The sequence below is a fragment of the Paenarthrobacter sp. NPDC090517 genome (assembly GCF_044769165.1).
Taxonomy (GTDB): Bacteria; Actinomycetota; Actinomycetes; order Actinomycetales; family Micrococcaceae; genus Arthrobacter.
Genome location: NZ_JBIVXN010000004.1, coordinates 88,836 through 115,745, shown reverse-complemented (window position 1 = coordinate 115,745; position 26,910 = coordinate 88,836). Strand labels below are relative to the sequence as shown.

Sequence of the window (26,910 nt, the reverse complement as noted above, 5' to 3'; positions counted from 1 at the left end):
AAGAGAGCCGTCGCTCAGGCGGCAGGGCCGATGTCCCACGGGATGTGGCGGCGGACGTCCGTAAGGTTCATCGATTCCGCCAGGAAAAGGTCGTCCAGCATGTACTCGTCCACTGCAAGGATCTTGAGCCAGTGGCCCTTGCCCGCGGAGTCGCCGTCAAGGCTCTGGCTGGCCACGCAAACACCTGTGCCGGCATCAATCCTGATCAACGTCCGGCCGGCGTGCGCCAAGGGTGCATCCGGGTCTGAGGGGACGTAAGTCCGGCTCGGGGTAACGATGGTTTCCAAGGCGAGGCGGCCCTCATGGTCCACCTCGCGGGGTTGCTCAAGGAAGACCCGGTTGGTGTCCGGGAACTCCAGGGGAACTGGCGCGTTACCGGCAAGTTCCACGGGATCGAGGGCGGCGGCCAGGCGACCGTTGCCAAAGGATGGCTCACCGTAGGCGGCTTCGGGTCGACGGCGGACCAGGCCGGCGTCGTCATAAACCGGAGTCACAAGGTGAGCCGGAAGAAGCCACGAACGGCGGGTGGAACTGACGTAAAGATCGTCCCTGGAATCGTTGATGCCGGTGGTGCTGTGCAAAAGCAGGCCGTCCGGCGTTTCGAGGCGGAGGGCACCCGGGCGCCTGAGCCACGCTCTGACCATGGTGGCGTCGGACTCGGGGCCTTCGAGGTACTCAAAGCGAAGGCTGGTCCACTTCCACGGCGAAGAACGGCAAAGATTGCGGAATGTGGAGGACAAGTCAAAACCCGGTTCAGCTGCACTGTAGCGCCCCATATCCACAGTTTACCTACGGGTTCAAGCGGGAATGGCGGCCACCGGGATAGCATCCGAAGGTGATCCGACGACTCTCCGACCTCTGGGATGCCAATCCGCTGGGCTTCTGGCTCGTGATGGCGGCATGCCTGTACTTCGTGGTGATTGCCGTCCGGCTCACAGTGATAGATATCCGGAGCCACCTGTTGCCAAACCGGATCGTGTTTCCGTCCTACGCCGTGGCTGGGGTGCTGCTGCTGGCCGCGGCGCTGGTGGTGTACTTCGCTGATTCAACCCCGGAGGGCGCACCGGAGGCTGTGGTCTTTGGTGTGCCAGGCCTGAGAGTCATTGCCGGCGCTGCCGTGCTCTGGCTGTTCTACTTCCTACTCCGGCTCGTTCATCCACCCGGCATGGGTTTTGGTGACGTCAAGCTGGCCGGGGTGCTCGGCCTCTATCTGGGCTACCTGGGGTGGAGCCACATCTTTGCCGGGACGTTCGCTGCCTTCCTCTTAGGCGGGCTGTGGAGCCTGGGCATCTTGGTAGCCCGGCGAGGCACACTGCGTTCGGCTATTCCATTTGGCCCCTTTATGCTGGCCGGGGCAACGGCTGCCATGGTGGTCCTGCCCGCGTGAAGCCGCAAACCGCACTTCCCATGCCAACTGCGGCCAAATTGCAACGCTCCCCGTATTCTTGGCGTTTACCGGGCTGCGTCATGCTTAGCCCAGCGAGTGTTCGGACGTGTATGGGGCTGGCAGGAGGGTTGCAGTGCGGCGAATCAGGTTGAGGTTCCTGCTGGGCGCGTCCATTGCCTGCGCAGTGCTGCTAACCGGATGCGGCCTGGCAGTCAACGAACCTCGTGTATCCACGGGATCCGGCATCCATCCGGGGACTGGTATCCAGCCGGGGAATACGCAGCAGCCGGGCATTACTCAACCGCCGGATCCCACACGCAGCCCGGAGACCCCCTGTGAAGGCGGTCCGCTGGGCTGTTCCGAGTTCACGTCCGTGCGGGGAACCGACGCCACGGGAGATGTGGCATGGCTCCGAACGGACCCGCTGAGAGTGAGCTCGAGGCATGCTAACGGAGAGTGGACCCTCTTCGTCCACACACCGTGCAATTATCTACAGGTGGCTGTTTCAGTGCAGGATGATGGCTTTACGCAGCTTTGGATGATGGTCACCGACCACGGCTGCGAGGCGCCAACGGATAATTACCAGGCATGGACAGAGCAACTCTTTGAGCAGCCTGTTCAGTGGAAGCTCGACGGCGACTCCCTCACCTTGAAGAACTCACACGCGACCATCGAATTGAAGGAAAGCTGACACCATGGGTGCACCGGAATTCGTGATCAAACTGCGGGAAAAGATCGGCAACGACCCGCTCTGGCTGCCGGCCGTGCGGGGCGTGGTGTTTGACGACGAAGGCAGGGTGCTTTTAGGCCAGCGTGCCGACAACGGCCACTGGGCACTTATCACCGGAATGTTGGAACCGGGGGAGCATCCCGCGCCTGGTTTGATCCGTGAAATCTTGGAGGAAACAGCCGTTGTGGCCGAGACGGAGCGCATCATCGGCGTCGGAGTTGTGGGGCCTGTGACGTTCCCCAACGGCGACGTGTGCGATTTCCTGGACATCACGTTCCGCTGCCGATACGTCTCTGGAGAAGCCCGGGTCAATGACGACGAATCACTGGCCGTCGGGTGGTTTGCGCTGGACGAGCTTCCGGAGATGAGCGCCGGAAACCTTGAGGCCATCAGGCTTGCCACGGAGCCCGAAGGCCCCGTGGCGTACCAAGTGGAGGACTAGCGTTACCGTCTGCCCGCATCGGCCGTCGGGCGTTCCTTTTCGATGCCATCCGAGGCAGTCAACTCCGCTTCCAGTCGTGCAGTCTCCAGACGCTCGGCCTCAAGCCGGTCCGCCTCTTCGCCACCCACAGCCTCGCCGCGTGCCACCATGCCGGCGGTGTCTGAGAGCGGGATCTGCTTCAGGGTGATCGCGAGGATCAGTGCGATCGCAATGAACGGCACCAAGTACCAGAAGACGGGCGCCAGCGAGTTGGCGTAGGCGTTGACGATCGCATCACGCAACTGTTCAGGCATCTGCGCCAAGGCTTGGGGATCCAGGGTACTGGTGGACTGTGAAGCCTGCTCGGCGGAGGCACCGGCACCTGTGAAGGCGTCGGTGAGCGATTCGGCCAAACGGTTGGTGAAGATCGCTCCAAAGACGGCGACACCCAGCGATGCCCCTACCTCGCGGAAGTAGTTGTTGGTACTGGTCGCCGTACCAATCTGGTCAGCAGGAACGGAGTTCTGCACTACCAGGACAATGACCTGCATGATCAGGCCCAAGCCGGCGCCGAAGATGAAGAGCTGCACGCATATGACCCAGATGGGGGTTGCCGCTGTAAGCGTGGTCAGCCACAGCATTGCAGCGATGGTGAGCGCAGCACCCAGGATGGGGTACATCTTGTACTTGCCGGTCTTGGAAATGCGGATACCGGAGTAGATGGACGTGCCCATCAGGCCCACCATCATGGGCAGCATCAGCAGGCCGGACTCAGCGGCCGACGTTCCGGAGGACATCTGCAGGAACGTGGGAACGAAAGCAATGGCGGCGAACATACCAAGGCCCAACGTAAAGCCGATGGCCGTGGCGTTGATGAAGATGGGGTTCTTGAACAGGCTCAGCGGAATGATGGGGTCCTCGGCGCGGCGTTCAACCATCACGAAGGCAAAGGCGGCCAGGACCATGCCGGCCCCAAACGCCCACGTAAGGGGCGAATCCCAGCCCTCGTCCTTCTTGCCGCCAAAGTCCGTGAAGAAGATGAGGCAGGTGGTGGCAGCGGAGAGGAACAGGACACCCAGGATGTCGATCTTCTTCTCTGCCTTCTTATTCGGCAGGGTCAAAGTGAACCAGGCGGTGATGAACGCAGCGATGCCGATGGGGATGTTGATGTAGAAAGCCCATTCCCAGGTGAGGTGGTCAACGAAGAAGCCACCCAGCAGCGGTCCGGCTACAGCGGACAGGCCGAAGATTGCGCCCAGCGGGCCCATGTACTTGCCGCGCTCCTTGGCGGGAACGATGTCAGCAATGATCGCCTGCGAGAGGATCATGAGGCCGCCGCCGCCCAGGCCCTGAATGGCGCGGAAGATGACGAAGCCCCAGAAGTCGGTGGCAAAAGCGCAACCCACGGATGCGAGGGTAAACAGGGCGATTGCCACGAGGAACAGGTTGCGACGCCCAAGGATGTCACCGAACTTGCCGTAGATGGGCATCACGATGGTGGTGGCAAGGAGGTATGCGGTGGTGATCCAGGCCTGGTGCTCCACGCCGCCCAGCTTGCCCACGATGGTAGGCATTGCGGTGGAAACGATCGTCTGGTCGAGGCTGGACAGGAGCATGCCTGCGATCAGCGCCGAGAAGATGATCCAGATGCGTTTCTGGGTCAGCAGCAGCGGTTCGGCTGCTTTGGAGAGTGTACTCATGCGGGGTCCTTCGCGGTTTCAAGGGGATTGGCGCCCAACTCTTGGTTCGTGGCCAGTGGTTGCGCAAAAAGTTTCCGTGCGGCGTTGAGGTTCTGTTCAAGGATCCCGCGGTAGGGGCGCGCATTACCCTCCGAGAAGAACTGCTGTGCTGTCTTCTTGGAGACCGCCCCGAACACCACCGTTGCCGTCATGACTTCGGGGTGCTCGGGGTCCAGTCCTTCGCGGGAGGCCACCAGTGCGGCGAATTGTCGTTCGCGGGCTTCCCCTTCGAGGGTGAGCCGCGCCAGTAGCTGTGGTTCGGCTGTAATGGCAGCGATGAACTGCTGGACCTCGGTCCGGCTGATGGATGAACGCTCCATCAGGGTCACGGTCAGCACGTGCAGGGCTGCCAAGAGAGTCCCGGAGATGCTGTCCGGTGTGCGGGAAGGGTTCTGGTTGAACGCTTCCAAGGCATCCTCGGGCAACTCATCGGAAAACGAACCAATCACGGCGTCTTCCTTGGAGTGGAAGTAGTTGAAGAAGGTCCGGCGTGAAATCCCCGCCTCTTCGCAGACTTCTTCAACGGTGAAGCCATTCAAGCCATGCGCCGCGGTCATGGAACGCGCGACGGCGGTGATCGCCGTCCGCGTGGCAGCACGCTTGCGCTCGCGGAGGCCACCATCAGTATTTGCACTATTGCTCACAAAGTAAAGTTTTGCACTTGAGGACTAAGAGTGCAAAAAGTTCACTGTGTGGCTTTACTCATACTTTCGGGTACGACGACGGCCGGCACCTTTCGTGAGAAAGGTACCGGCCGTCGTCGTGCTTTGAGTATTAGTTCTTGTGAGCGGGGGACGTCATAGTGGTGACGTCGAGGGCCTTGTCGAGCTCTGCCTCGGTAACCTTGCCTTCGCCCTCGCCGACGAAGCCAAGCTTCTCGGTGGCCTGGCGGATGGTCAGGCCCTCCTTGACGGCAATCTTTGCGATCTTCGCGGCGTTCTCGTAACCAATGAACTTGTTCAACGGGGTCACGATGGACGGGGAAGCTTCTGCAAGGAAGCGTGCACGCTCGACGTTGGCGGTGATGCCGTCGATCATCTTGTCGGCCATGACGCGGCTGGTGTTGGCCAGCAGTCGGATGGACTCAAGCAGGTTGGCGGCCATAACGGGGATGCCGACGTTGAGTTCAAAGGCGCCGTTGGTGCCGGACCAGGCGATGGCGGTGTCGTTGCCGATGACCTGGGCGCACACCATGATGGACGCTTCGCAGATGACAGGGTTGACCTTGCCCGGCATGATCGAGGAGCCCGGCTGAAGGTCCGGAATGGCGATTTCGCCGAGGCCCGTGTTGGGGCCCGAGCCCATCCAGCGGAGGTCGTTGTTGATCTTCATGAAGGAGATCGCGATGTTGCGGAGCTGGCTGGAACCTTCGATCAGGCCGTCGCGGTTTGCCTGTGCTTCGAAGTGGTCGCGTGCCTCGGTCAGCGGCAGGCCGGTGTCGGCAGCGAGGAGTTCGATGACGCGCTCCGGGAAGCCGGCCGGGGTGTTGATGCCGGTACCAACAGCGGTGCCACCCAAGGGAACTTCGGCAACGCGGGGGAGTGCGGCGTTGATGCGCTCGATGCCGTACCGGACTTGGGCAGCGTAGCCGCCAAATTCCTGGCCGAGCATGACCGGCGTGGCGTCCATGAGGTGGGTACGGCCGGACTTGACGACGTCCTTGAACTCCGCGGCCTTGCGATCGAGGGAAGCTGCCAGGTACTCCAGTGCCGGGATCAGGTCGTTGATCAGGGCCGAGGTGGCGGCGACGTGTACGGACGTCGGGAAGACATCGTTGGAGGACTGCGACGCGTTCACGTGGTCGTTCGGGTGGACAACTTTGTCACTCCCTGCGGCCGCGAGGGCACGCGATGCCAGCTCGGCGATGACCTCGTTGGTGTTCATGTTGGAGGAAGTGCCCGAGCCGGTCTGGAAAACGTCAATCGGGAAGTCACCGTCGTACTTACCGGTGGCAACCTCATCGGCAGCGGCGGCGATAGCCTCGGCGAGCTCACCATCGAGCACTCCCAGTTCGGCATTCGCCAGTGCAGCTGCCTTCTTCACGCGGGCAAGAGCCTCGATGTGTGTGCGCTCAAGCGTCTTGCCGGAGATCGGGAAGTTCTCCACAGCACGCTGTGTCTGGGCGCGGTACAGGGCGTTCACGGGGACGCGAACTTCGCCCATCGTGTCATGTTCAATACGGAACTCAGTGGTGGAAGTCATGGGGCTAGCTTAGGGCGATCGGACGCTCCACAGAAAACCCGGAGAGGAGTGCTACGTGCTCCGGCGCTGCGGCCGGAGCACGTCTTCCTAGAGCTTGCCGATCCCGGAAACGAGGGCCGCACGGCCTTCGTCGAGCTTGTACGACAGGCCGATCACGGCAACCCGCCCGTCGTCGATGGCGTCGGAAATCACACGTGAGCTGTCAGCCAGGCGGGCAGCAGTCTGCTTGACGTGCTCCACCACCATGTCGTTGACGTCTTCCTGGCTATTGCGCTTGGCGGTCAGGACGGACGGTGTGATGCGCTCTACGAGGTCGCGGATGAAGCCCGGGGGCATCTCGCCTGTTTCAACGGCCGCCTTGGTGGCCTTCACGGCACCGCAGCTGTCATGGCCGAGGATGACGATCAGCGGAACCCGGAGTTCGCTGATGCTGTATTCGAGGGAACCCAGGACCGCATCATCAATGACCTGGCCGGCTGTGCGCACCACGAAGGCGTCACCGAGCCCCAGGTCAAAGATGATTTCTGCAGCGAGCCGCGAATCCGAGCAGCCGAAGATCACGGCGAAAGGGTTCTGGTTCTCAATGAGAGAAGATCGTCGCGAAGCATCCTGGTTGGGGTGCAGGGATTCGCCGGAAACAAAACGTTCGTTGCCCTCGCGGAGACGGCGCCACGCCAGGGCTGGAGTCAGGTAAGTAGGCACGAGCCTTACTTTACGACGCAGACGGGGCAGTCCGTGAAACTGTTGCGCCGGGTGAGGCAGATACGGGGTTAGGCGGAGGGCCCTGCGGAAGGAGTCGCGGTAGCCGGTGCGCTTGCAGGCGGTGCCTGCTCCGCGGACTTCACGACGGCGGCCGCCAACGTTGCGAACTCATCCAGGTTTGCGGTGCCGTTCAGGACGATAGTGGTGCCGCGGTACTCCAGGACCATGCTCCGCTTTTCCTTGCCGGAGTCCCGCAGCTCCCACTCCTGGCCGCCTGCACTACGCGTGCCGGTAACAGGAAGGTTCTCCGTTTGCTGCAGAACCCACGTGGGGTTCGCCTGGCTGGTCTGGGTGAGGCCGATGAAATTTTCCTTGGGAGTCAGGAAGCCGATCTCCCAGGTAGGAACGCCGCTTCCACTGCCCGACTCCCAGCGGGCGTAGTTGGGCTTGAATGTGTCGCCCGTATTCGGAGTGACAGGTGTGAATCCCGCCACACCCGTGGCGTTGCGAGCGATGGCCGCAACGTCGACATCCGGCCTGAAACCTTCGCCCTTGGGCGCCGGGTTCATCAAAACGATGGGGAGGAAAGCCAGTACACAAACAAGCAGCGCTATGACCATGCCGATGACCGAAGCGTTGGCCCGCTTGGCAGCTTTCGCCGCAATGACGGGTTTATAGGGGGCATCCGGGGCTGCCTGGGCGCTTGTTTGGTTAGCCTCCGCGGCATCCGGCTCATTGCCGGCAGCGGACTTGTCCTGCGTTTCACTCACCCCTCCATGATCGCTTATCGCAGCATGGAACACACATCCGGCAACCTCACCACCGGTATTGCGGGCCGTGGTCATCCAACGACTCCCGGACCACGTGGCGACTATGATCGTTGATAGAGGAACCCCGGGTTGCCCCGCGCAACCATGTCCGGTCCCGTGAATCGTCACTCGAAGAAGAGGTTCAAGTGTCTCCTGCACCAATGACCCAGCAGTATTCCACGATTTCGCCGTCGCTCGCCGTCGGCCTCGACGAACCCGACCGCAACCTTGCGCTTGAACTCGTCCGTGTCACCGAAGCCGCGGCAATTGCCGGTGGCCACTGGGTAGGTTTCGGCGACAAAAACAAGGCAGACGGTGCCGCCGTCGATGCCATGCGTTCGTTCCTTCACACCGTCCACTTCAACGGCGTCGTGGTCATCGGTGAAGGCGAAAAAGATGAAGCCCCCATGCTGTTCAACGGCGAGCAGGTTGGTGACGGCACCGGTCCCGAGTGCGACGTCGCCGTGGACCCCATCGACGGAACGCGCCTGACCGCCCTCGGCATCAACAACGCCCTCGCGGTGCTGGCAGTTGCTGAGCGCGGATCCATGTTCGACCCCTCCGCTGTGTTCTACATGGAGAAGCTCGTCACCGGCCCCGAAGCCGCCGACATGGTGGACCTGCGTCTGCCCGTCAAGCAGAACCTGCACCTCATCGCCAAAGCCAAGGGCGTCAAGGTCAACCAGCTCAACGTCATGATCCTGGACCGCGACCGCCACCGCCCCCTCGTGGAAGAAATCCGCGAAGCCGGTGCCCGCACCAAGTTCATCATGGACGGCGACGTCGCCGGCGCCATCGCAGCAGCACGCTCCGGCACCGGCGTCGACGCCCTCATGGGCATCGGCGGCACCCCGGAAGGCATCGTTGCCGCATGTGCCATCAAGTCGCTCGGCGGCGTCATCCAGGGCCGCCTGTGGCCGACGTCGGACGAAGAGAAGCAGAAGGCCATCGACGCCGGACACGACCTCGACCGCGTCCTGTCCACCAACGACCTCGTCACCTCGGACAACTGCTACTTCGCAGCTACCGGCATCACTGATGGCGACCTCCTCCACGGTGTGCGCTACCAGAAGGATCGCGTCATGACGCAGTCCATCGTGATGCGCTCCAAGTCCGGGACGGTTCGCTTCGTAGAGGCTGAGCACCACGCATCCAAGTGGGAGACGTACGCGCGCAAGCCGTAACCTCCGCACTTAACAGAAGGACGGCGAGCATCGCTCGGCGGCTATCTCCTCGTACCTCGTCGATTTGATGCCGCTTTCGCGATAATCGCCGTCCTTCTTTGTGCCCAGACGGTCTCGGTTGCGTGCGAATTTGGGGTGGGCAGTGCGCCGGGTGTGCTGTCATCACCTACTTTGACTTTGGACACCTGCGGACACGCCGAGTGTCTGGGCGTGTCACTGCGTCGGCGCCCTCAAAGTGAGTGGTGGGGGTACGCGTTCCTTGTGTTGACTTGGGGGAACTGGCCTAGCGCAGTTTGTCGCGGAGCTTCCTGGCCAACTGGTAGGCGCCGTAGCGGAGCTTGTTGACCGGGAGGTCCCAGGTGCCGGGGTAGGAGACTTCACGGCCTCCGAATGACTTTTTGAACGCTGTGAAGCCCGCCCATTTGTGGTCCGGTTGGTCCTCTGGTGCCACACCCCAAAGGTCGACGTGTTTGAGGCCCTTTTCCTTGGCATCGGCCATCAAATTCACCAGGAGGGGGATGCCCGCGCTGAGCTTGCGGTGGGTATCGTCCAAGGCAGCGTGGGCGTACACACGGGTATCAGCAGAGTCATAGGCGAAGGCAGCGGCTATAGGTTCGCCCTCAAGCTCCGCGATGAACAGCGTTCCCGCGCCATTCGGCAGCAGGGACGCAGCTACTTGTGTGAGGTACTCGTCGCTTTGGGGCTTGAAGCCATTCCGGGCGGCTGTCAGGTGCAGGAAGTGCAGGAGCACCGAAATGTCGGCGGGATCCTGCGAAGCGCGGAAGGTCACACCCTTCTTGTGGATGTTCCTGTAGAGGTTCCTGTTGGTTGGTTTCATACCAGCCAGGACATCTTTGAAGTCCCCCTCAAGATCCACGATCCAGCTGAGCTCAGGCTGCTGGTTGACCGGCGCCGGCGTCATTCCCCGGGCGCGAAGGAGAGCATCGGCGTCGGACGCTGTAAAGCCGGCGGTAGCGGGCTCCATCCGCACGAACACAGCACCCTCCGCCTTCGCCAGGGCCACCAAGGCAGCAGTGGCGGCGTCGAAGGCTTCCAGGGACTCCGCTACGGGGCCGTAAGGGGCGTAAAGGACCTTGCCGGCCGGGTTCTTCTCCTCGATGGCGAGGAAACTCCAGCCCGGTCCGGACTGTTCATGGACACGGCGTCCGAGGGAACGCTGGACAGCCGCCCAAGCGGGCGTTTGCAGGAAAAACTCCATGAATCAGTTCCCCAGCCCCGTGGTCACCGCAAAGGCAACACTGGTGTCCGTCGCTCCCTGCACGGGGTGGACGTTCACGGGGGCCTCGATGTCGGGGATAAACGCTGCAGCGCCGCGGTGCAGCCTGAGATCGCTCTTGGGGGAGTCGAGTAATACCGAACCGGACACCACCACGACGACGGCGGGCCCGCTTTGTGCCAGCGGCACCGGCTCGGCGCCCGGGCCGAGCTCAATGCGCTGCAGCTGGAATTCCTTGAAGGGCGGCCGGTACAGTTCCTGCCCGAACTCGGTTCCGCTGGCCTCGATGCGGGGAACGCCGAGTGCCTCGAACCGCACAGTCTTCAGCAACTCCGGGACGTCCACGTGCTTGGGGGTGAGTCCGCCACGGAGAACATTGTCCGAGGACGCCATGACCTCCACGCCCAACCCGTGGAGGTAAGCATGGACGTTGCCGGCAGGTAGGTACACCACGTCACCGGGCTGCAAGGAAAGATGGTTGAGAAGAAGGGAAATGAGGACGCCGGGATCTCCGGGGAAGGCTTCATTGATGTCCACCATGGCGGTCAACGCTTCGCGGTGCGGCTCCAGCGGTGCGCCGGCGGCCAGGACGGCCACTACCTCGTTGATAGCGTCGGAGACGCCGGTGCCACCCTGGATGAGTCGGCTGAAAGCTGCTTTCAGGGCGGCAGGCTCATCGGGCTGGCCGAGATCTGCGAGGACGCCGTGGATGACATCCGGAACGTCCACTGCTGCGGAATCTAGGACGTGGGCCAGGTGCCCAAAGATGTCCTTGGACTCCGCGGGTGAACGGAAACCACATAGTGCTTTGAACGGAGTGAGGGCGAAGATCATCTCCGGTTTGTGGTTGTCATCCCGGTAGTTGCGGTCTGCTGCATCGGCGGCAATGCCAGCCGAATTCTCCCGTGCGAATCCTTCCCGGGCCTGTTCAAGGCTGGGGTGCACCTGCAAGGACAGCGGTTGCTCTGCGGCCAGGAGCTTGGTGAGGAACGGCAGCCGTGGGCCGAATTCGGCGAGGCTTTCCGAGCCCAGGCATCGCAGGGGGTCCGAGGCGATCAACGCGTCCAAGGGCTGGGTGACACCGTTGGGGTGGACGGCTGTGGAGGGGGAGTCCGGGTGGGCTCCGATCCACATTTCGGCTTCGGGGCCGCCTGATGCCGGCCGACCAAGCAAGCCGGCGATCGCCGTCGTCGAACCCCACGCATAGGGTCGCAAAACATTCTCAATCTGGTACACGAAAGAAAGTCCTTATCGTTGCGCTGAACGTGAGGTGGGCGGAAGGCGGTTTACAGCGGTGCGCACTGTCCGTTGGTTGCCACAAGGTCGCGGATACCTTGCTCGTCGCCTTGGGCCTTGAGGCCGTTCAGCAACTCGATGGTGATCGGGGTGCCGTCCGGCGTGGTGGTCACCGGCGTGAAATCGGCCGACGGCGATGGCAGTTGGCTTGCGGAAACGGAACCGGCCATTGAACCTGCAGCCATAACGGCGCCGGCACCGGCTCCATCGTAGGAAACGACGGCGTCGTTCGCCTTGGGAGTGTTGGACGAAGCCAGCACTTCCTGGACCTTGGAATGGATTAGGTCAAAGTCCGGCACCGTGGAGAAGGACGCGTCAAAGTCCGGGGGGCCGATTGTGAGGCGCTTGACGGGCTGGTTCTTGGACTTCAAGGCGAGGTCCACAAAGCTGCCCAGCTGGTTCGAGGAAATGTTGGAGTCGACCACCTTGGTGCCGGCGTTGGCGATGTCCTCGAACTTGGTGAGGAGCGTGGCAGGGTCCAACTGCTTGAGCATGGCTTGCTGTACGCACTGCTGGCGCGCGATGCGGGCGTAGTCATCCACGAATTCGCGGGATCGTCCGTACCAGAGGGCTTGGAAGCCATTCAAGTGTTGGTCGCCGGCAGGAATCCAACCGTCAGGCATGCCGTGAATTCCGTTGGCCTCGTCAGTGACGGGACCACTGATGGGCACCCAGCCACCGGCTTTGATACGGATGCCGCCCATGGCATCGATGAGTTTGGCGAAACCGTCCATGTCCACCAGGACATACGCCTGGACGGTGATGCCCAAAGTGCCGGACACGGCTTCGAGCGTGGCTTGGGCTCCGGGATCTGCAACACCTGGATAAAGATCCTGGTGGTTGTTGGTGACCTCGGTGTTGACGGCGTTGATGAGGCATTCGTCACCGCAGTTGTAGCCATCGGGGTAGATCTGCCGCATCGGCGAGCCCTCGCTGAATTGGGCGTTCTGAAGGTTGCGGGGCACAGAGATGATGGCACTCTCGCCGGTTTTCGCGTCGACGCTGATGACGGAGAGGCTGTCCGGGCGACGGCCGGTCCTATCGTCCCCGGCGTCGCCACCCATCATGAGGAAGTTGTACCGCCCGTCCACCGGATCAATGGCGGGACCGGCATTGAAAATGCTGCCGATCGCATTGCGGCTCACGTTCAGGACGTAGGCGAGGTAGCCCAGCGATCCGCTGGCGAGGACCGTGGTTACCGCCAGGACGACGGCGATGATGGGGCGCATTCCCGGTGCCAGGAGTGCGGGCCTGATGATCCTCAGGGTATTGAGGAACAGGAAGGCCCAACCCAACGCCAATGCCACAAGGATCACGATGATGAACAACGAACCCACGGGGTGGGTGACGACGCTGAGCAGCATCGTCCGGTTCACCAAGGAAATGAACAAGGTGAGCAGGGCAAGCGCCCACACACTGAGGGTGACGCGCAAGGCGATGCGGCCAAGTTTGCGGTCCCCGGCAACAATTTGGGCGCTGCCGGGAACAAAGAGAGTGAGGAGGACCAGCACGAAGGCACGTTTGGTCCGCACCGGAGCGCTGGCGCCGGACGGATAGCGGACGGGATCAGTCAGGGCGGAACCGGGCTGACTCGGGGTCTTGTGCATGGTCATCAACCGCTGCCTTCCTAGCGGGAGCTCCGGGTGGAAGCGTTGGCAGGGGAGAAGACCTCTTCTACTTTATGGCGCAGGTTTTCGCCCTTCTTGGTGGCAACGTCGTTCAGCTCCTGGGCGAAGGTGAGGAGATCCGCGCGAAGCTTCGAGGCAAGTTCGTCAGTGCCTGATGCCAACATGCGAACTGCGAGGAGACCCGCATTCCGGGCACCGGCGATGGACACAGTGGCCACGGGAACGCCGGCAGGCATCTGGACGATGGACAGCAAGGAGTCCATGCCGTCCAACGTTTTGAGCGGGACCGGGACGCCGATGACGGGAAGGGGCGTGACCGAGGCCAGCATGCCGGGAAGGTGGGCTGCGCCGCCTGCGCCGGCAATGATGACCCGCAAGCCGCGTTCGTGGGCTGTTTGGCCGTAGCGGATCATCTCAGTAGGCATGCGGTGAGCTGACACGACGTCTGCCTCAAAGGGGATGCCGAACTCGGCCAAGGCGTCCGCGGCGGCCTCCATGACCGGCCAATCGGAGTCGGAGCCCATCACGAGCCCAACCAGCGGGGCCTTTGTTTCGGAAGTCATGCGGTCTCCTCAAGGGGGGTCTGCTCGGGCTTGCGGCCGTCGCGGATGATGTTGGCCACGGCGGTGGCGCGCTGGCGGACGGACTCGACGTCGGAAACCGAGCTGCCAACCAGGTTGACATGGCCGATCTTGCGGCCCGGCCGGACGGACTTGCCGTAGGCGTGCACCTTCGCCGCGGGCTCGAAGGCCAACGCCATGGGGAAGGCCTTAAAGAGGTCCTGGTTGTCGCCGCCCAGGAAGTTCTTCATGACCACCACGGGCGCCAAGGCATCGGTAGCGCCCAACGGAAGATCCAACACGGCGCGCAGATGCTGCTCAAACTGGCTGGTGATGGACCCGTCCTGCGTCCAGTGGCCGGTGTTGTGCGGACGCATGGCGAGCTCGTTAATGAGGAAGCCTGCTCCGACTCCCGGGGTTTCGAACAGCTCTGCGGCCATGACCCCGGTGACTCCGAGTTCGTTGGCAATGCGTAGGGCGGCCTCTTCGGCGGCCGCAGCCACTTCGACGGAAATGTTCTGGGCAGGAGCGATCACTTCGTCGCAAACACCATCCACCTGGATGGTGTGAACAACCGGCCACGCACGGGATTCGCCACTGGGGCTGCGTGCCACAAGGGCGGAGAGTTCGCGGCTGAAATCAACTTTGGCTTCTGCCAGCAGTGGGCTCATGGCCTGGAACCAGTCGGCAGTTCCCGCGGCATCGTCTGCGGAGTCAACAATTCTGACTCCCTTGCCGTCATAGCCACCGCGGGGGGTCTTCAGAACCACGGGCCAGCCGATCCTGTCGCCAAAGGCGGCGAGGTCTTCAACGCTGTGGACAGCCGACCACTCGGGGTTTGGCAGGCCCAAGCGGTCAATTGCAGCCCGCATCACCAGCTTGTCCTGGGCGTTAACCAGCGCATCAGGGCCGGGTTGGACGTTGACGCCTGCGTCCAGGAGGGCTTGCAGATGTTCGGTGGGGACGTGTTCGTGATCAAACGTGAGCACGTCCAAGCCCTTGGAGAACTCGAGAAGAGCGTCCAGGTCCTTGTAGTCGCCAATAGGTGCCGTGGCCACTGCGGCAACCGCAGAAACATCCTCACCCTCGGCCAAAACACGGAGTTCGAAGCCCAAGGCGGTAGCGGGCGGAGCCATCATTCGTGCGAGCTGGCCGCCGCCAACAACGCCAATTACTGGAAAAGTCACAAGGTTCAGCCTACCGAACCGCCGGCAGGAACACTGATTCTGCCGTCCTTTCGGATGGTTTTCCGCGGCGTGGGGCGCCAGTATCGGCGTTCTCACAGCCCCCTCAAAGGCAGCGCATGGAAATCGGCGCTAAAATGGGTGAGGCCCATCGGCCCACTTTTTCAACGGCCATGGAGGGTCATGATCACCACACTTGCAGATCGCATCCGCGGACTTGCCTCACTTTTTTGGCGTGAGGTAGCAAAGTTCGGCGCCGTCGGCGGTGTTGCTTTCGTCATCGACTCGGCGGTCTTCATCTGGCTCTTTTCGGGTCCGATGCACGGCAGCGAAGTGTGGGCCAAGGCCATTGCAACCATTGTTGCGAGTATTTTCTCGTGGGTCGCAAACCGCTTCTGGACGTTCAGGCACCGTAAACAGGCCAACGTGGTTCGTGAAGCCGTGCTGTTTGCCATCATGAATCTTGTAGGGCTCTTGATTGCGTCGGGCTGTGTGTGGTTCGCGAAGTACATCCTCGATCTCAACGACAAGCCCTCGCTGTTCATCGCCGGCAGCGTCGTGGGCCTCATCCTGGGCACCATCTTCCGTTTCTTCGCCTACCGCTTCTGGGTGTTTAACGAAGAACTGGATGCCGAACCTGAGTTCTCGCATGACCACGAGATCATCGAACTGCACCACAAGCCCAAGTCAGGCTCCGAATCCGGCGCCAACCCGGCAACCGGCGAATTCCCGTCGGTTAAGAACGGCTGACGCGCTCGTTCTCCAAAAGGTGCTCGGTTACTTCGAGGTCGGGGTGTACCAGTACAACGGAGCCGTCCTCTTTCCATGCCCCCAGGGAAGCTGCCAGGCATGACTCCAGGCCGTCCGCCGCGCGTACCAATAGTCGGACGCCTGGTTCCTGGGCGGCAGCAAAGCCTTCAATAAGGTCTTCGTGGGGAAGCCCTGACGTTCCGCGTACGGCGGGCAGGGTTGCCGCGGGTTCGTTGTGGGCCATGAACACATCGCCGTGGGAGCGGACTTCCGCCGCATAGTCGACGACGCCGGACGGCAGTTCACCCGGCCAACGCATGGCTAGTGCGGCGAGCGGCACGGCGATCACAGCTTCGAAGCCGGCCCCGGCGCCGTCGTCGGGCTTGTCGGTCGCCAGCAGATCCGCTGAGGTGTCATCGAAGACCACCTCCATGCCCAATTGCCAGGCCGCCAGCGCCCAGACGAAGGATTTCCAATGCGCCGGGAGGTCCAGCCTGATTGACATTCCGGGTTCGGCATCAAGCTCGTCCTGCAACAGATTGCTGGTTTTGGCTACCCAGTTATCCAGGACACGCCCCGAAAGTTCCACCCGTTCAGAGTCGGGGCCATACCAGGTGAGTCGTGGTGACGTTGAATGACCGGATCGCAGGGCGGTCATCAGGTTCGCTGCCGGGATGCTCATGCGTCAATCTTGCCACGAGGGTTCCGCGACGTCCTTGGGCATGCACCTGGAATGTGAATTGCGACACACTGCAGTTTCTCCAGACGATGTTCACTCTGAGGGCCGGCTACGGTTTTCCGCGGAAATTCAATGAAAGTTCACCTGAACCGATCAAACGCTTCCATTTAAGCCGCAACACACCGGCGGCACGGCCGAAATGTTGGGCGTGGCGCATCCCACGTTTCTACAGATTCTTGATTATTATCCCGGCGCGGCTTGACTGGTGGGTAGTTACACGCGTGTAATTAGTAATCAACGCCGCTGCACAGATTCCCGGAACGTCACCCGGGAATCGGAAACACATCCAAGCAGCAGCTGCAAAATCAGGAGGGACGCCATGGGGCAAGCGTTGCGTATCCAGGAAGATGCAGTCGTCGCAGAACATGCGTCGGTGAAATACCGTTCGAGGGAAGTGCCGGGGGATTGGTACGTAGACCCGGCGGACCCGGAAGCGGCAGACCGATACAACCAGAATGTGCAGCAGTCCTTGGAGGATCAGGCGACTGCGCTCCTGGCCGCACATGAGGCGTTGGTCGGTGACCTTCCCGCTGGACCGGATGAAGACCTGGACGACCCTCCCATGGAGCTGCGTCGTCCGCTTGAAACGCCGGGGCAGCCCGTGTGGATCGGCTTGCCCCAAGGGGACTTCGATGACGAGGGCGAACTTGGCTGGCAGACGGACGCGCTGTGTGCACAGACCGATCCTGAAGCTTTCTTCCCTGAAAAGGGTGGATCGACGAGGGACGCCAAGAAGGTCTGCGGTGCGTGCAACGTCCGTTCGCAGTGCTTGGAATACGCTCTCGCGAATGATGAGCGGTTCGGTATTTGGGGCGGACTCTCCGAGCGGGAGCGTCGTCGGCTTAGGAAGCGAGCGGTCTAATTCTCAAGGAAGTGCATGTTACCGCCGTCGTGGTTTCCCACGACGGCGGCAACTATTTGCCCAGGACATTGGCGGCATTGTCGGACCAGACGCGTTCGGCAGATGCCGCCATTGGCATTGATACAGGTTCCACCGATAACTCACTGGACTTACTCCGTGAGGCCCTCGGCCAGAACAGCGTCACCTCTTACCAGCAGGCAAGGTCCGGTTTTGGCGCGGCTGTGCGCGCTGGGCTGCAGGAGCTCACTCCGGCCGACGGTGCCACGGAGGGTGATTCCGTGCAGTGGATCTGGCTGTTGCACGACGACGCTGCGCCTGCGCCTGATGCGTTGGCTGAGCTGCTCCATGCGGTTGAACGCGCCCCCTCGGTAACCGTAGCGGGCTGTAAGCAGCTCGGCTGGGACAACAGGCGGCACTTGGTTGATGTGGGACTTTCGACCAGCCGCTGGGCGGAACGCCTCACGCTGATTGACGCCGACGAAGTGGACCAAGGGCAATACGATGCCCGCACTGATACTTTCGCGGTGAACTCCGCAGGTATGTTGATCCGCCGCGACGTCTGGGAACTGCTGGAGGGTTTTGACCCGGCACTGCCCGGCAGCGGCGATGACGTGGACTTCTGCTGGCGTAACTGGCTTGCGGGCAATCGCGTAGTCGTAGTCCCCAGTGCCCGCATGTTCCACGTGGAGCACCGTCCGCATGGCCTGGGCTCATCCTCCGCGGCACGTAAAGCCCAGATCCATATGCGGCTCAAGCATGCGTCCTGGTGGAAAGTGCCGTTCCACGCCGTGGGCGCCTTCTTCGGTGCCATCATCCGACTCATGCTGAGCATCCTGGTTAAAGAACCGGGATATGGCCTCTCCCAGTTCACCGCGACCATCGCTGCCCTTGTCCGTCCCAGGGCCATAGCCCGAGGCCGCCGCGTGGCGGCCAGGACCCGCAGGGTACACCGGTCCGTGGTCCGGGGACTCCAGACGCCCATGCGGGAGGTGCGGAATAACAGGCGCTCCTTACTGGAAGCAATCCGCCCCGCCGAAGAAACTCCCGCTGTCTCTGACCTTCTGGCCCCGGAACCCAGCGGAGATGCGGCGGATGACTTCGCCGCATTGGCCACCAATGAACGTGGCTGGGTGGGCACCGGTGCCGTCGCAGCTGCATTGATAGCCCTTTCCGCAGCACTCGTGGGACTGCTGGGGCTGCTCCGCTCAGGCACCGTTGCCGGTGGCGGGCTCCTCCCTCTTTCGGCGTCGCCAGGCGACATCTGGGCGAATGCTTCCACTTGGTGGATTTCATTGGGCGCGGGTCTGCCCGGGCGCGGCGATCCGTTCGGCTATGTGCTGTGGCTGCTCTCCCTTCTTGGAGGCGGGGACGGCAACGCGGCGATGGTGTGGCTGCTGATCCTTGCCATGCCGTTGTCCGCATTGGGAGCATGGTTCGTGGCGGGCGCCCTGACTACCAAGCGTCGCTTCCGGGTTGCGGCGGCCCTTGCGTGGTCCGGTGCTCCCGCACTTCTGATCGCGATCAACGAAGGCCGTGTCGGTGCCTTGGTGGCACACGTCATGATGCCGCTGCTGCTCCTCGCCTTGTTGCGTGCCTCGGGATCGGCAGTCGCCCAAGGGGCCGCTTTGACGGGGACCCAGCTCAGCCGCCGTCCGGCGCTGATAGTCGGTAAGCCCGGCATCAACGGAACGCCGTCATGGACTGCTGCAGCCGCCGCAGGTCTTGCCATGGCCGTTGTCACGGCCTCTGCCCCGTCACTGTTGGGGCCTATCGCCGTTGCAGTGATTCTGGCTGCGGTAGTACTCGGGCATCGGGGCAAAACGCTCTGGTGGTCGCTACTGCCAACTCTCGCCTTGTTCCTTCCTTACGCGGTATCCGTGTTGGACAGGCCGCGCTCGTTGCTCGCCGACCCTGGATTGCCGCTGACGTTTGAGGCTGCTCCGTTGTGGCAACAGTTACTTGGCCAGCCGCTGGCCTTCGACGTCGACGGCGGTTTGACCGGGTTGTCGGTCTTCGGTCCTGGCGCTGTGCCCTGGGCCCTGTTGCTGGCTCTGCTGGTCATCGCACCGGTCCTGATCCTGGCTGTTGCGGCCTTGTTCGTACCCGGTAAACGCGCTGCGCTGGCCAGGGTATTCTGGCTGGTTGCTTTGGCCACCCTTTCCAGCGGTTGGCTTGTGGGCCATGTGGCCACCGGGGTCAATAACAACGTGATTGTGGGGCCGTTCACCGGCCCGGCCGTATCGGCGGCGGGAATGTTGCTTCTTGGTGCTGCCGTTCTCGGTGCGGAGAAGCTTTTCACGGCACCGCGAAAGACAACCAAGGCGTCCCGGCGCCACCTCCCTTTGCGGCGCGTAGCCTCGGCCGCGACTTTGGCGCTTCTTGTTGCCGGCCCTCTTGCCGGCATGGCGGCCTGGACTGCTCAAAATGTGCTGCAGCCAACACCGACCGACCCGCCGGTTGCGGCACCTAACACTGCCGAACAGACGTCGTCCCTTGGCGCCGGCCGACAAATATGGCCAGTGGATACGGGCACTTTGCCCGCCACCGCCGTTGACCGTGGCCAAGGACCCGAGCGAACGCGAACGCTGGTCATCACCAGTGGTGAGCAGGGCGCCTTCTCCTCTTCCCTGATGCGGGGAGCAGGAACCACCTTGGATAGTTTGTCCACCATTGCCTCTGCACGCACCATCATTGGTGCACCAGGACGCGAGGAAATCGCGGCCGATGACGCTGCTACCTCGTCCCTCCGCAAGGCCGTGGCCACTATCGTGGCGGGAACGGGGGTGGATCCCCGTGCCGACCTTGAACAACTTGGGGCCGGATTCGTGGTCCTCAAGGCAGCAGACAATGCCGCCCAGTTGATAGCCAGCAGGATCGACGCCGTCCCTGGACTCGTCGCTGTTGGCCAGACCGACGCCGGGTGGCTGTGGCGGGTGACGCCCCGGAGCCAACCCGCAGATACCGCCGCGGACACGGCACACCGGGTACGCGTCGTGGACTCCCAAGGCACTCTGCTGAGTGGGCTGCCATCCGAAGAAGCGAACGTGGATGCCACTGTTGAATCGGGCAATGAGGGCCGAAAGGTAGTCCTTGCCGAACGGGCGGATCCAGGCTGGAGCGCGTGGTTGGATGGTCGCCAACTGCAGGCCACCACATCCGGTTGGTCCCAGGCGTTCGAGTTGCCTGCCAGCGGCGGCGACCTTGAAATCCGCTACACCAACCCTTGGGCCTTGTGGATCGGAATCCTGCAGGCTGTGGTGATTGGACTGACGGTCCTGTTGGCCATTCCGATGCCCGCACGCCGCAGCCGAACCGGCATGTCGAGGGATGAAGTCTCCCTCCGTAAGGAGTACAGCAGTGTCTGAGGACCAAAAGAACGCGTCAGGCGAAAGCACTGGAACCTCGGAAGCCCCGAAGTCCCGTGCGGGGAACAACGGAGAGACAAGCAGGTCGGACAAGGATTCCCGCAGTTCGAGTTCCCGCGGCTCCAGTTCCCGAAGCACCAAGTCCCGTAGCTCCAACAAGGGAGTGATCACTGGCGTCCTGTCAGCGGTGGTCATCCTTGCCGCTGGCGGAGGCGCCGTGGCCGCGACGTCGATGGTCCCGGAACCTTCCGGGGGGACCACCATGGATATTCGCCAGGCCGACGTTCCCGCCGGCCGTTCCATGGGTGTCTGTCCGGAACCCGCCAGGCTTGTGAGCGGAACCGTGGTGGGCACGGATGCTGACTTCAGCCCGGTCTCGACCACTGCCACCAGCGCCCTGGACGCCGTGGTGCTGAGCAACCCGGCCGGTACAGTGCCCGAGAGCAATGTGACATCGCTGGGTGGTGAGACTGTGGACGAGATCGCCAAGGCTCCTACCAGCACGCCCACGCCCACGGTTGGTCCGCCCGTACTCGCGGCCGGGGTAGCGAACATCAGCCCGGTGGCGTCTCCCGCGGTTGTGGGAGCCGAGGCCCTCGGAAACGAGCAAGCGTCCTTGGCTGCCAACCTTAGCTACTCAGCTACGGACGGCGATCTTCGCGGCCTTGCGTCAACACAATGCCAGCCGCCGGGCAACGATGTTTGGCTCTTGGGGGCCAACACTTCGGTGGGCAGGACAGCCGTCCTGAACGTGAGCAATGCCTCGCAGACCCCGGCAACAGTAAACCTTGACCTCTTTGGACGCGAGGGACAGATCCAGGCTCCCGGTGCCCGTGGGCTACTGGTGGCTCCCGGAACGACCCGCTCGGTGAACCTGGCTGGACTAGCGCCGGGCGAATCGCAGCTTGCCGTGCACGTGCGCAGTACTGGTGGCCCGGTAGCCCCCACTATCCAGCAGAGCGTCTTGCGGGGAATCGCCCCAGGTGGTGTGGAGTACCTCTCGCCAAGTGCGGCGCCGTCCAACGTACAGGTGATGTCCGGCGTCGACATCCAGGACCCGGCGGCTGTCAAGGCGCTGGCCGGTAAGTCAGGTTTCGCGGATGCCGTACCAGCACTCCAGATCGCAGTACCCGGATCCACGGACGCCGTTGTGCAGGTAAGCCTTTATGGTGCCAACGGTGAAAGAAAGATGCCCAACGGGGGAGTAGTGACGGTTAAGGGCGGGACAGTATCAACCCTCAACCTTGAAGGTGTCCCGGCCGGCAGCTACACCGTCAGAGCCAGCTCGGATGTCTCGTTCCTGGCATCGGCGAGGGTCACCCGCGGTTCCAAGGCCGAGGAGCCCACCGACTTTGCGTGGTCGCCGTCGTCGGCCCGACTTGGCAGCCAGCACTTGGTGGCCGTACCACGGGAAGGCCAGAGGTCTTTGAGCTTCGGTGTTCCCGAGGGGCGTGGCACGGTCAGTTACGCTCCGGTGACCGCAGACGGAAAAGTCGGCAAGGCCGTTGACGTGGACATGTCCGGCGGCACCACATCGGTGATCGGGCTTCCTGACACGTCAGATGGTTCGGCTGTAGTGGGCTATGTGGTTTCCGCCTCCGGTGACCCGGTGTACGGTGCGCTGGTACTCGGAAAGCAGGGAAGGACAGACGTTTCCGTCGTGGCAATTCAGGACGCAGCAGCGGGACTTGAGAAGGTCCCGGTCTCCGTGGGCTACTAGCGAAGCTACTGGTAGCGGCGGCGGTAGACCGGGTCCAAGGTCTCCGGCGGCACGCCGAGCATCTCGGCGGTGTACTCCACTACGACGTCGTGGACAAGGTCCTGCAATTCTTCGCGAGTGGCAGCGCCCTGCTCAACCACCCGGCGGTACACCGTGATCATCGGTGCCTCGCCGCGGCCACCAGGGGTGTAGGAGCCCAAGGGGGCCGTGTTTCCTGTAGCAACCAGTTGCTCAAGGTTGGGTGGAATTTCATCGACTGCAAAGAGAACGCCGTCGAGCTGTTTACCCCACATGTCCTGGAGTCGCTCGGCGGAGTCCAGCACCATGTCATCAAAGCGTTCCGAGCGCGTGCGGAAGCCAGGAAGATTGGGGAGCATCAACTCTCCACGCAGTCCCCGTCCATGCCGGTTTCGCCGGCGTCGCCGGAAGCCCCGCGCTTCCGAACCGGCGTGTTCCTGGGCCTGATCGCCATCGGCGTCAGTCCACCGGATGTTGAACCCGGGAACATGTGGCTGTGACTGCATATATCGACTTTAGTCCTGAGGAACCGCCAGCGCGACATCAAGGCCCGCAGCGCGCCGCATCCGGGGATACTCGCTTGGAGTTCGCGGGGCACGGGCGGGCAATGCGCAATGTATGCGGCCAATGGCGCTAATCTGGGATGTTGTGGGTGCCATTCGTCAGTGTTCCAGATCAGCCTGCCGCCAGTCCGCGGTGGCCACTTTGACGTACGTGTACGCAGAGTCAACCGCAGTCCTCGGTCCTCTGGCCACGTATGCAGAACCGCATGCCTACGATCTTTGTTCGCAGCACGCTGAGTCACTTACGGTTCCGCGTGGCTGGGAAGTCTTGCGCCTTGCCATGCCCACAACGCCGCAAGAGCCGGGCCCTGATGACCTGCTGGCACTCGCCAACGCGGTCCGGGAGGCGGCTTCGGCCACCACCGAAACTTCAGCCCGGCACAGCCACCCTCAGATGGAGCCGCCCGCAGGCACCGAAGGCACCCGTCGAGGGCACCTGCGCATCCTCCGCGAGCCGTCCTAACCGGTCGGGACCCGTTTTAGCTGCTGAGTTTCGGCTCCCGGACGCAATTCGTCGTCGGGATCAAAACAGGATCACCCTGCGCGGTAGTCTGGAATCTGCAGATATATCCGCCAGCGGCGCCGTGCCGGCGCCACCCAGGGAGCATCATTCATGCCAAAGGTCAGTCCTGAACTGTTGTCCATCCTGCGCTGCCCCGTGACGGGTTCACCGCTGGTCCAAGAGGGCGATGAGTTGGTTTCCATCGATGCCGCTGCGGGCGGCGAAAAGCTCCGCTACACCATTGAGGACGGCATCCCGCTGCTCCTGCCTCCCGAACTGCTGGCAGCAGCCAATGCGGCAACCTCAGGCCAGCACGATTCCAAGGCCTGACGCGCTTTCTTCCATCAAACCGCACGGTACCCCTAAGGACTTCCATGACTTTTGACTTCAAAGTGGCCGACATCACTCTTGCGGAGGCCGGCCGCCACCAAATCCGGCTCGCCGAGCATGAAATGCCGGGCCTCATGTCTCTTCGCGCGGAGTTCGGTGCGGAACAGCCCCTCAAGGGTGCGCGGATCGCCGGTTCCCTGCACATGACGGTACAAACCGCAGTACTCATCGAAACCCTCACTGCCTTGGGCGCAGAAGTTCGCTGGGCTTCCTGCAACATCTTCTCCACCCAGGACGAAGCCGCTGCCGCCGTCGTCGTCGGCAAGGGCACGCCGGAAAACCCGCAGGGTGTTCCGGTTTTCGCCTGGAAGGGCGAAACCCTTGAGGAGTACTGGTGGACCGCGGAGCAGATCCTCACCTGGCCTGGCGCTGACGCCAACCCGGAGTTGGGTCCCAACATGATTCTCGACGACGGCGGCGACGCCACACTGCTGCTGCACAAGGGCGTCGAGTTCGAAGCCGCAGGTGCCGTGCCCACCGCCACCGAGGATGATCCGGAGGAATACGTCCTCATTTTGGATCTTCTGCGCAGGACCCTTGCCGCTGATCCGCAGAAGTGGACCCGCCTTGCCGCCCGTATTGAAGGCGTCACCGAGGAAACCACCACCGGAGTGCACCGCCTCTACCAGCTCGCGGAACAGGGCAAGCTGCTGTTCCCGGCCATCAACGTCAACGACTCCGTGACCAAGAGCAAGTTCGACAACAAGTACGGCATCCGCCATTCCTTGCCGGACGGCATCAACAGGGCCACGGATGTCCTGATGGGCGGCAAGGTGGCGGTTGTGTGCGGCTATGGCGACGTTGGCAAGGGCGCCGCTGAGGCGCTGCGAGGCCAGGGCTCGCGTGTCATCGTCACCGAAATTGATCCCATCTGTGCCCTTCAGGCGGCTATGGACGGCTACCAGGTTGCCAGGCTGGAAACGGTGCTCGCCCAGGGCGACATCTTCATCACCACCACAGGCAACAAGGACGTCATCATGGCCGAGCACATGCTGGGCATGAAGAACAAGGCGATCGTTGGCAACATCGGCCACTTCGACAACGAAATCGACATCGCCGGGCTTGCCCGGATTCCAGGCGTCAAGAAGGTTGAGATCAAGCCGCAGGTCCACGAGTGGGTCTTCGAGGCCGGGACGGATTCCGAACGGTCCATCATCGTTCTGTCCGAGGGCAGGTTGCTTAACCTGGGCAACGCCACAGGACACCCGTCGTTCGTGATGAGCAACTCGTTCGCCAACCAGACCATTGCGCAGATCGAACTCTGGACCAAGAAGGACCAGCCGGCCGGTGAGCGCGAGTACCGGAACCAGGTCTACGTCCTTCCCAAGATCCTTGATGAGAAAGTTGCACGACTTCACTTGGATGCTTTGGGCGTGGAGCTGACGGAGCTGAGCAAGGACCAGGCGGATTACCTGGACCTCGATGTTGCTGGCCCCTACAAGCCGGAGCACTACCGCTACTAGCAGGCACAGTCCGCCCCCCGCGGAACCCAAATCGATGGCGAAAGGCCGGCCACGCAACCAGCGTGGCCGGCCTTTCCGGTAGAATTGGGTGTTCGGTAATGCTTGCGGGGGACAGGATGACGGGAACCATGACGGAAGTCGCCAAACGTAAAAAGGGCAAGATCCTTGCCATCATTGGAGTCTGCGCAGCTATTGTCGCGGGTGGAATCGGCGTGGTCACGGTGCCGGGCCTGCTGGCAGGGCCCACGCAGGATGCGGCCGTGGCGCCGTCACCGACTCCCACCGTTGAAGCCAAACCCGTAGAGCTGGGCATTACCCCGCTGGATGGCGCCGTGGAGTGGAACCCTGTTGTGGGTCCTCAGATCAAAGCAGTCAACGGCAAGCTGAAGGACGTAGTGCTGGCACCCGTGGGCGGCGGGACACCTGTGCAAGGCAAAACCAGCCCTGACGGCAGCACTTGGACGACTCTGGAAGTCCTGAAGTTCAAAACCCAATACAGCTATTCCTTCACCGTTGTGGATACGGCGGGGAAAGAGACTAAGAAGTCCCAAACTTTCACTACGGTTTCCGCCGCCTATGAGGCAGACGCTTCCATCTACCCCCGCCACGGCACCACGGCCGGCTCCGGGCAGCCCATTGAAATCAACTTCAGTGAGCCCGTTGTAGACAAGGTGGCAATGGAAAAGCGCGTGGCCATCACGGTGTCCTCCGGCCAGCCCGTCGCTTGGCATTGGTATTCGGACAAGAAGGTCAGGATCCGTCCGGAGGCCTTCTGGGCGTCCGGCACCACCGTCACCGTGGATATGAAGCTTTTGGGCGTGGACTTCGGAAACAACATGATCGGCAACGCTGACGTGGTCTCAACGTTCACCACCGGCCCGCAGCGTGTTGCCGTTGTGGACGACAAAACCAAGACCATGAACGTTTACTCCGACGGCCAGCTGGTTCACACGGCGCCCGTGTCCTTGGGTGGGGAAGACTGGCTTTCGCCTACCGGATACGCGGTGATTATGGAACAGGAACGCCACTCGAACTTCAACGCCGGAACAATCGGCTTGAAGCCCGGCGACAAAGGCTATTACCCGCCCCTCGTAGTGGAATATGCCAACCGGCTCACGTGGTCCGGTGTGTACGTTCACCAGGCCCTTGAAGCCGCATGGAGCTCCATTGGGGTGGCCAATGTCTCGCATGGTTGTGTGGGCCTGCTCCCGGCGGATGCTGAGTGGTTCTTCAACAACATGAAGACCGGCGACGTTGTCCAGATCCTGAACACCGGCGCACCGGCGGTGGAACCGCTGGAAGGCTTCGGCGACTGGAACATTCCGTGGGCGAGCTACGCCCAGCGGTAGTCCTGCTGTTAAGATCGTCGTAGTGATTATTTCCTGCGCACTTTGACCCGTTGCTCCAGCGCTGACACGTCGTCGGCCCTGCTATTTGTGCTGCCCTCCAAGATGATTCC

General features: G+C 62.4%; 25 protein-coding genes. 12 read left to right on the top strand and 13 right to left on the bottom strand.

Annotation, left to right across the window (positions count from 1 at the left end):
- Positions 1-14 precede the first annotated feature (14 nt).
- On the bottom strand, positions 15-776 hold the full coding sequence (locus ACIQTW_RS14090) for a hypothetical protein (RefSeq protein WP_402937814.1): 762 nt from the start codon (positions 774-776) through the stop codon (positions 15-17).
- 59 nt (positions 777-835) lie between these two features.
- Here ACIQTW_RS14090 and ACIQTW_RS14085 point away from each other — a divergent pair, with 59 nt between their 5' ends.
- From ACIQTW_RS14085 to ACIQTW_RS14075, 3 genes are all read left to right on the top strand, one after another.
- Positions 836-1,387, top strand: a complete 552-nt coding sequence (locus tag ACIQTW_RS14085; RefSeq protein WP_402937812.1) for a prepilin peptidase — start codon at positions 836-838, stop codon at positions 1,385-1,387.
- 106 nt (positions 1,388-1,493) lie between these two features.
- On the top strand, positions 1,494-2,078 hold the full coding sequence (locus tag ACIQTW_RS14080) for an META domain-containing protein (protein WP_402937810.1): 585 nt from the start codon (positions 1,494-1,496) through the stop codon (positions 2,076-2,078).
- A gap of 4 nt (positions 2,079-2,082) precedes the next feature.
- The gene (locus ACIQTW_RS14075; protein ID WP_402937808.1) at positions 2,083-2,559 is read left to right on the top strand and encodes an NUDIX hydrolase; all 477 of its coding nucleotides are present in this window, start codon (positions 2,083-2,085) and stop codon (positions 2,557-2,559) included.
- A gap of 2 nt (positions 2,560-2,561) precedes the next feature.
- Here ACIQTW_RS14075 and ACIQTW_RS14070 read toward each other — a convergent pair whose 3' ends face one another.
- The 5 genes from ACIQTW_RS14070 to ACIQTW_RS14050 form a co-directional block, all read right to left on the bottom strand.
- The gene (locus ACIQTW_RS14070; RefSeq protein WP_402937805.1) at positions 2,562-4,238 is read right to left on the bottom strand and encodes an MDR family MFS transporter; all 1,677 of its coding nucleotides are present in this window, start codon (positions 4,236-4,238) and stop codon (positions 2,562-2,564) included.
- Positions 4,235-4,921: a TetR/AcrR family transcriptional regulator gene (locus ACIQTW_RS14065; RefSeq protein ID WP_402937803.1), complete on the bottom strand. Its 687-nt coding sequence runs from the start codon at positions 4,919-4,921 to the stop codon at positions 4,235-4,237. The genes ACIQTW_RS14070 and ACIQTW_RS14065 overlap by 4 nt, the downstream gene beginning before the upstream one ends.
- Positions 4,922-5,051: 130 nt before the next feature.
- A complete protein-coding gene (locus ACIQTW_RS14060) occupies positions 5,052-6,479 on the bottom strand; it encodes a class II fumarate hydratase (protein WP_017198679.1) in 1,428 nt (475 codons plus the stop codon).
- 87 nt (positions 6,480-6,566) lie between these two features.
- Entirely contained in the window at positions 6,567-7,181 is a 615-nt protein-coding gene (locus ACIQTW_RS14055) for a carbonic anhydrase (RefSeq protein ID WP_011774029.1), read from the bottom strand.
- Positions 7,182-7,249: 68 nt separating this feature from the next.
- Positions 7,250-7,951, bottom strand: coding sequence for a DUF4245 domain-containing protein (locus tag ACIQTW_RS14050; RefSeq protein ID WP_402937799.1), 702 nt, complete (start codon positions 7,949-7,951; stop codon positions 7,250-7,252).
- A gap of 200 nt (positions 7,952-8,151) precedes the next feature.
- Between ACIQTW_RS14050 and glpX the strand changes: the two genes are divergently transcribed.
- Entirely contained in the window at positions 8,152-9,174 is a 1,023-nt protein-coding gene (gene glpX / locus ACIQTW_RS14045; protein WP_017198677.1) for a class II fructose-bisphosphatase, read from the top strand.
- A 283-nt stretch (positions 9,175-9,457) separates the two neighbouring features.
- Here the strand turns inward: glpX and ACIQTW_RS14040 are convergent, their stop codons facing one another.
- Genes ACIQTW_RS14040 through ACIQTW_RS14020 form a run of 5 tightly spaced genes read right to left on the bottom strand, consistent with a single transcriptional unit; the run spans position 9,458 to position 15,082 of the window.
- The gene (locus ACIQTW_RS14040; protein ID WP_402937796.1) at positions 9,458-10,393 is read right to left on the bottom strand and encodes a lipid II:glycine glycyltransferase FemX; all 936 of its coding nucleotides are present in this window, start codon (positions 10,391-10,393) and stop codon (positions 9,458-9,460) included.
- 3 nt (positions 10,394-10,396) lie between these two features.
- Positions 10,397-11,647, bottom strand: coding sequence for a mannose-6-phosphate isomerase, class I (manA, locus tag ACIQTW_RS14035; protein ID WP_402937793.1), 1,251 nt, complete (start codon positions 11,645-11,647; stop codon positions 10,397-10,399).
- 50 nt (positions 11,648-11,697) lie between these two features.
- Complete coding sequence (locus tag ACIQTW_RS14030; RefSeq protein ID WP_402937790.1) at positions 11,698-13,320, bottom strand: LCP family protein; 1,623 nt, start codon at positions 13,318-13,320, stop codon at positions 11,698-11,700.
- Between the two features lie 14 nt (positions 13,321-13,334).
- Positions 13,335-13,898, bottom strand: coding sequence for a 5-(carboxyamino)imidazole ribonucleotide mutase (purE, locus tag ACIQTW_RS14025; protein WP_402937788.1), 564 nt, complete (start codon positions 13,896-13,898; stop codon positions 13,335-13,337).
- Entirely contained in the window at positions 13,895-15,082 is a 1,188-nt protein-coding gene (locus ACIQTW_RS14020; protein WP_402937785.1) for a 5-(carboxyamino)imidazole ribonucleotide synthase, read from the bottom strand. Before ACIQTW_RS14020 ends, purE begins: the two co-directional genes overlap by 4 nt.
- A 180-nt stretch (positions 15,083-15,262) precedes the next feature.
- On the opposite strand from ACIQTW_RS14020, the gene ACIQTW_RS14015 reads away from it, so the two are divergent.
- On the top strand, positions 15,263-15,829 hold the full coding sequence (locus tag ACIQTW_RS14015; protein WP_402937783.1) for a GtrA family protein: 567 nt from the start codon (positions 15,263-15,265) through the stop codon (positions 15,827-15,829).
- On the opposite strand, the gene ACIQTW_RS14010 is transcribed toward ACIQTW_RS14015, so the two are convergent.
- Positions 15,816-16,511 carry a TIGR03089 family protein gene (locus ACIQTW_RS14010; protein ID WP_402937781.1) on the bottom strand — a complete coding sequence of 232 codons (696 nt, stop codon included), beginning with the start codon at positions 16,509-16,511 and terminating at the stop codon, positions 15,816-15,818. The genes ACIQTW_RS14015 and ACIQTW_RS14010 overlap by 14 nt on opposite strands.
- 376 nt (positions 16,512-16,887) lie before the next feature.
- On the opposite strand from ACIQTW_RS14010, the gene ACIQTW_RS14005 reads away from it, so the two are divergent.
- Genes ACIQTW_RS14005 through ACIQTW_RS13995 form a run of 3 tightly spaced genes read left to right on the top strand, consistent with a single transcriptional unit; the run spans position 16,888 to position 22,515 of the window.
- Complete coding sequence (locus ACIQTW_RS14005) at positions 16,888-17,430, top strand: WhiB family transcriptional regulator (protein ID WP_091466146.1); 543 nt, start codon at positions 16,888-16,890, stop codon at positions 17,428-17,430.
- 11 nt (positions 17,431-17,441) lie between these two features.
- Positions 17,442-20,795, top strand: coding sequence for a glycosyltransferase (locus tag ACIQTW_RS14000; RefSeq protein ID WP_402937778.1), 3,354 nt, complete (start codon positions 17,442-17,444; stop codon positions 20,793-20,795).
- Positions 20,788-22,515, top strand: a complete 1,728-nt coding sequence (locus ACIQTW_RS13995) for a DUF5719 family protein (RefSeq protein WP_402937776.1) — start codon at positions 20,788-20,790, stop codon at positions 22,513-22,515. Before ACIQTW_RS14000 ends, ACIQTW_RS13995 begins: the two co-directional genes overlap by 8 nt.
- Positions 22,516-22,520: 5 nt before the next feature.
- Here the strand turns inward: ACIQTW_RS13995 and ACIQTW_RS13990 are convergent, their stop codons facing one another.
- Positions 22,521-23,039, bottom strand: a complete 519-nt coding sequence (locus ACIQTW_RS13990; protein ID WP_309075391.1) for a metallopeptidase family protein — start codon at positions 23,037-23,039, stop codon at positions 22,521-22,523.
- Between the two features lie 121 nt (positions 23,040-23,160).
- On the opposite strand from ACIQTW_RS13990, the gene ACIQTW_RS13985 reads away from it, so the two are divergent.
- The 4 genes from ACIQTW_RS13985 (at position 23,161) to ACIQTW_RS13970 (ending at position 26,800) form a co-directional block, all read left to right on the top strand.
- Entirely contained in the window at positions 23,161-23,559 is a 399-nt protein-coding gene (locus ACIQTW_RS13985; RefSeq protein ID WP_402937772.1) for a DUF3499 domain-containing protein, read from the top strand.
- A 150-nt stretch (positions 23,560-23,709) separates the two neighbouring features.
- Positions 23,710-23,928, top strand: a complete 219-nt coding sequence (locus ACIQTW_RS13980) for a Trm112 family protein (RefSeq protein WP_402937769.1) — start codon at positions 23,710-23,712, stop codon at positions 23,926-23,928.
- 44 nt (positions 23,929-23,972) lie between these two features.
- Positions 23,973-25,451, top strand: coding sequence for an adenosylhomocysteinase (gene ahcY, locus ACIQTW_RS13975; RefSeq protein WP_402937766.1), 1,479 nt, complete (start codon positions 23,973-23,975; stop codon positions 25,449-25,451).
- A 128-nt stretch (positions 25,452-25,579) separates the two neighbouring features.
- On the top strand, positions 25,580-26,800 hold the full coding sequence (locus ACIQTW_RS13970; protein WP_402937764.1) for an Ig-like domain-containing protein: 1,221 nt from the start codon (positions 25,580-25,582) through the stop codon (positions 26,798-26,800).
- Positions 26,801-26,910: the final 110 nt, after the last annotated feature.

Bases quoted from the DNA above. Each gene is read 5' to 3' on its own strand.
- ACIQTW_RS14090 (WP_402937814.1), bottom strand. From the start codon at position 776: ATGGGGCGCTACAGTGCAGCTGAACCGGGTTTTGACTTGTCCTCCACA.
- ACIQTW_RS14075 (WP_402937808.1), top strand. From the start codon at position 2,083: ATGGGTGCACCGGAATTCGTGATCAAACTGCGGGAAAAGATCGGCAAC.
- ACIQTW_RS14070 (WP_402937805.1), bottom strand. From the start codon at position 4,238: ATGAGTACACTCTCCAAAGCAGCCGAACCGCTGCTGCTGACCCAGAAA.
- ACIQTW_RS14060 (WP_017198679.1), bottom strand. From the start codon at position 6,479: ATGACTTCCACCACTGAGTTCCGTATTGAACATGACACGATGGGCGAA.
- glpX (WP_017198677.1), top strand. From the start codon at position 8,152: ATGACCCAGCAGTATTCCACGATTTCGCCGTCGCTCGCCGTCGGCCTC.
- ACIQTW_RS14040 (WP_402937796.1), bottom strand. From the start codon at position 10,393: ATGGAGTTTTTCCTGCAAACGCCCGCTTGGGCGGCTGTCCAGCGTTCC.
- ACIQTW_RS14030 (WP_402937790.1), bottom strand. From the start codon at position 13,320: ATGACCATGCACAAGACCCCGAGTCAGCCCGGTTCCGCCCTGACTGAT.
- purE (WP_402937788.1), bottom strand. From the start codon at position 13,898: ATGACTTCCGAAACAAAGGCCCCGCTGGTTGGGCTCGTGATGGGCTCC.
- ACIQTW_RS14015 (WP_402937783.1), top strand. From the start codon at position 15,263: ATGATCACCACACTTGCAGATCGCATCCGCGGACTTGCCTCACTTTTT.
- ACIQTW_RS14010 (WP_402937781.1), bottom strand. From the start codon at position 16,511: ATGAGCATCCCGGCAGCGAACCTGATGACCGCCCTGCGATCCGGTCAT.
- ACIQTW_RS14005 (WP_091466146.1), top strand. From the start codon at position 16,888: ATGGGGCAAGCGTTGCGTATCCAGGAAGATGCAGTCGTCGCAGAACAT.
- ACIQTW_RS13990 (WP_309075391.1), bottom strand. From the start codon at position 23,039: ATGCAGTCACAGCCACATGTTCCCGGGTTCAACATCCGGTGGACTGAC.
- ACIQTW_RS13985 (WP_402937772.1), top strand. From the start codon at position 23,161: ATGGCGCTAATCTGGGATGTTGTGGGTGCCATTCGTCAGTGTTCCAGA.
- ACIQTW_RS13980 (WP_402937769.1), top strand. From the start codon at position 23,710: ATGCCAAAGGTCAGTCCTGAACTGTTGTCCATCCTGCGCTGCCCCGTG.
- ahcY (WP_402937766.1), top strand. From the start codon at position 23,973: ATGACTTTTGACTTCAAAGTGGCCGACATCACTCTTGCGGAGGCCGGC.
- ACIQTW_RS13970 (WP_402937764.1), top strand. From the start codon at position 25,580: ATGACGGAAGTCGCCAAACGTAAAAAGGGCAAGATCCTTGCCATCATT.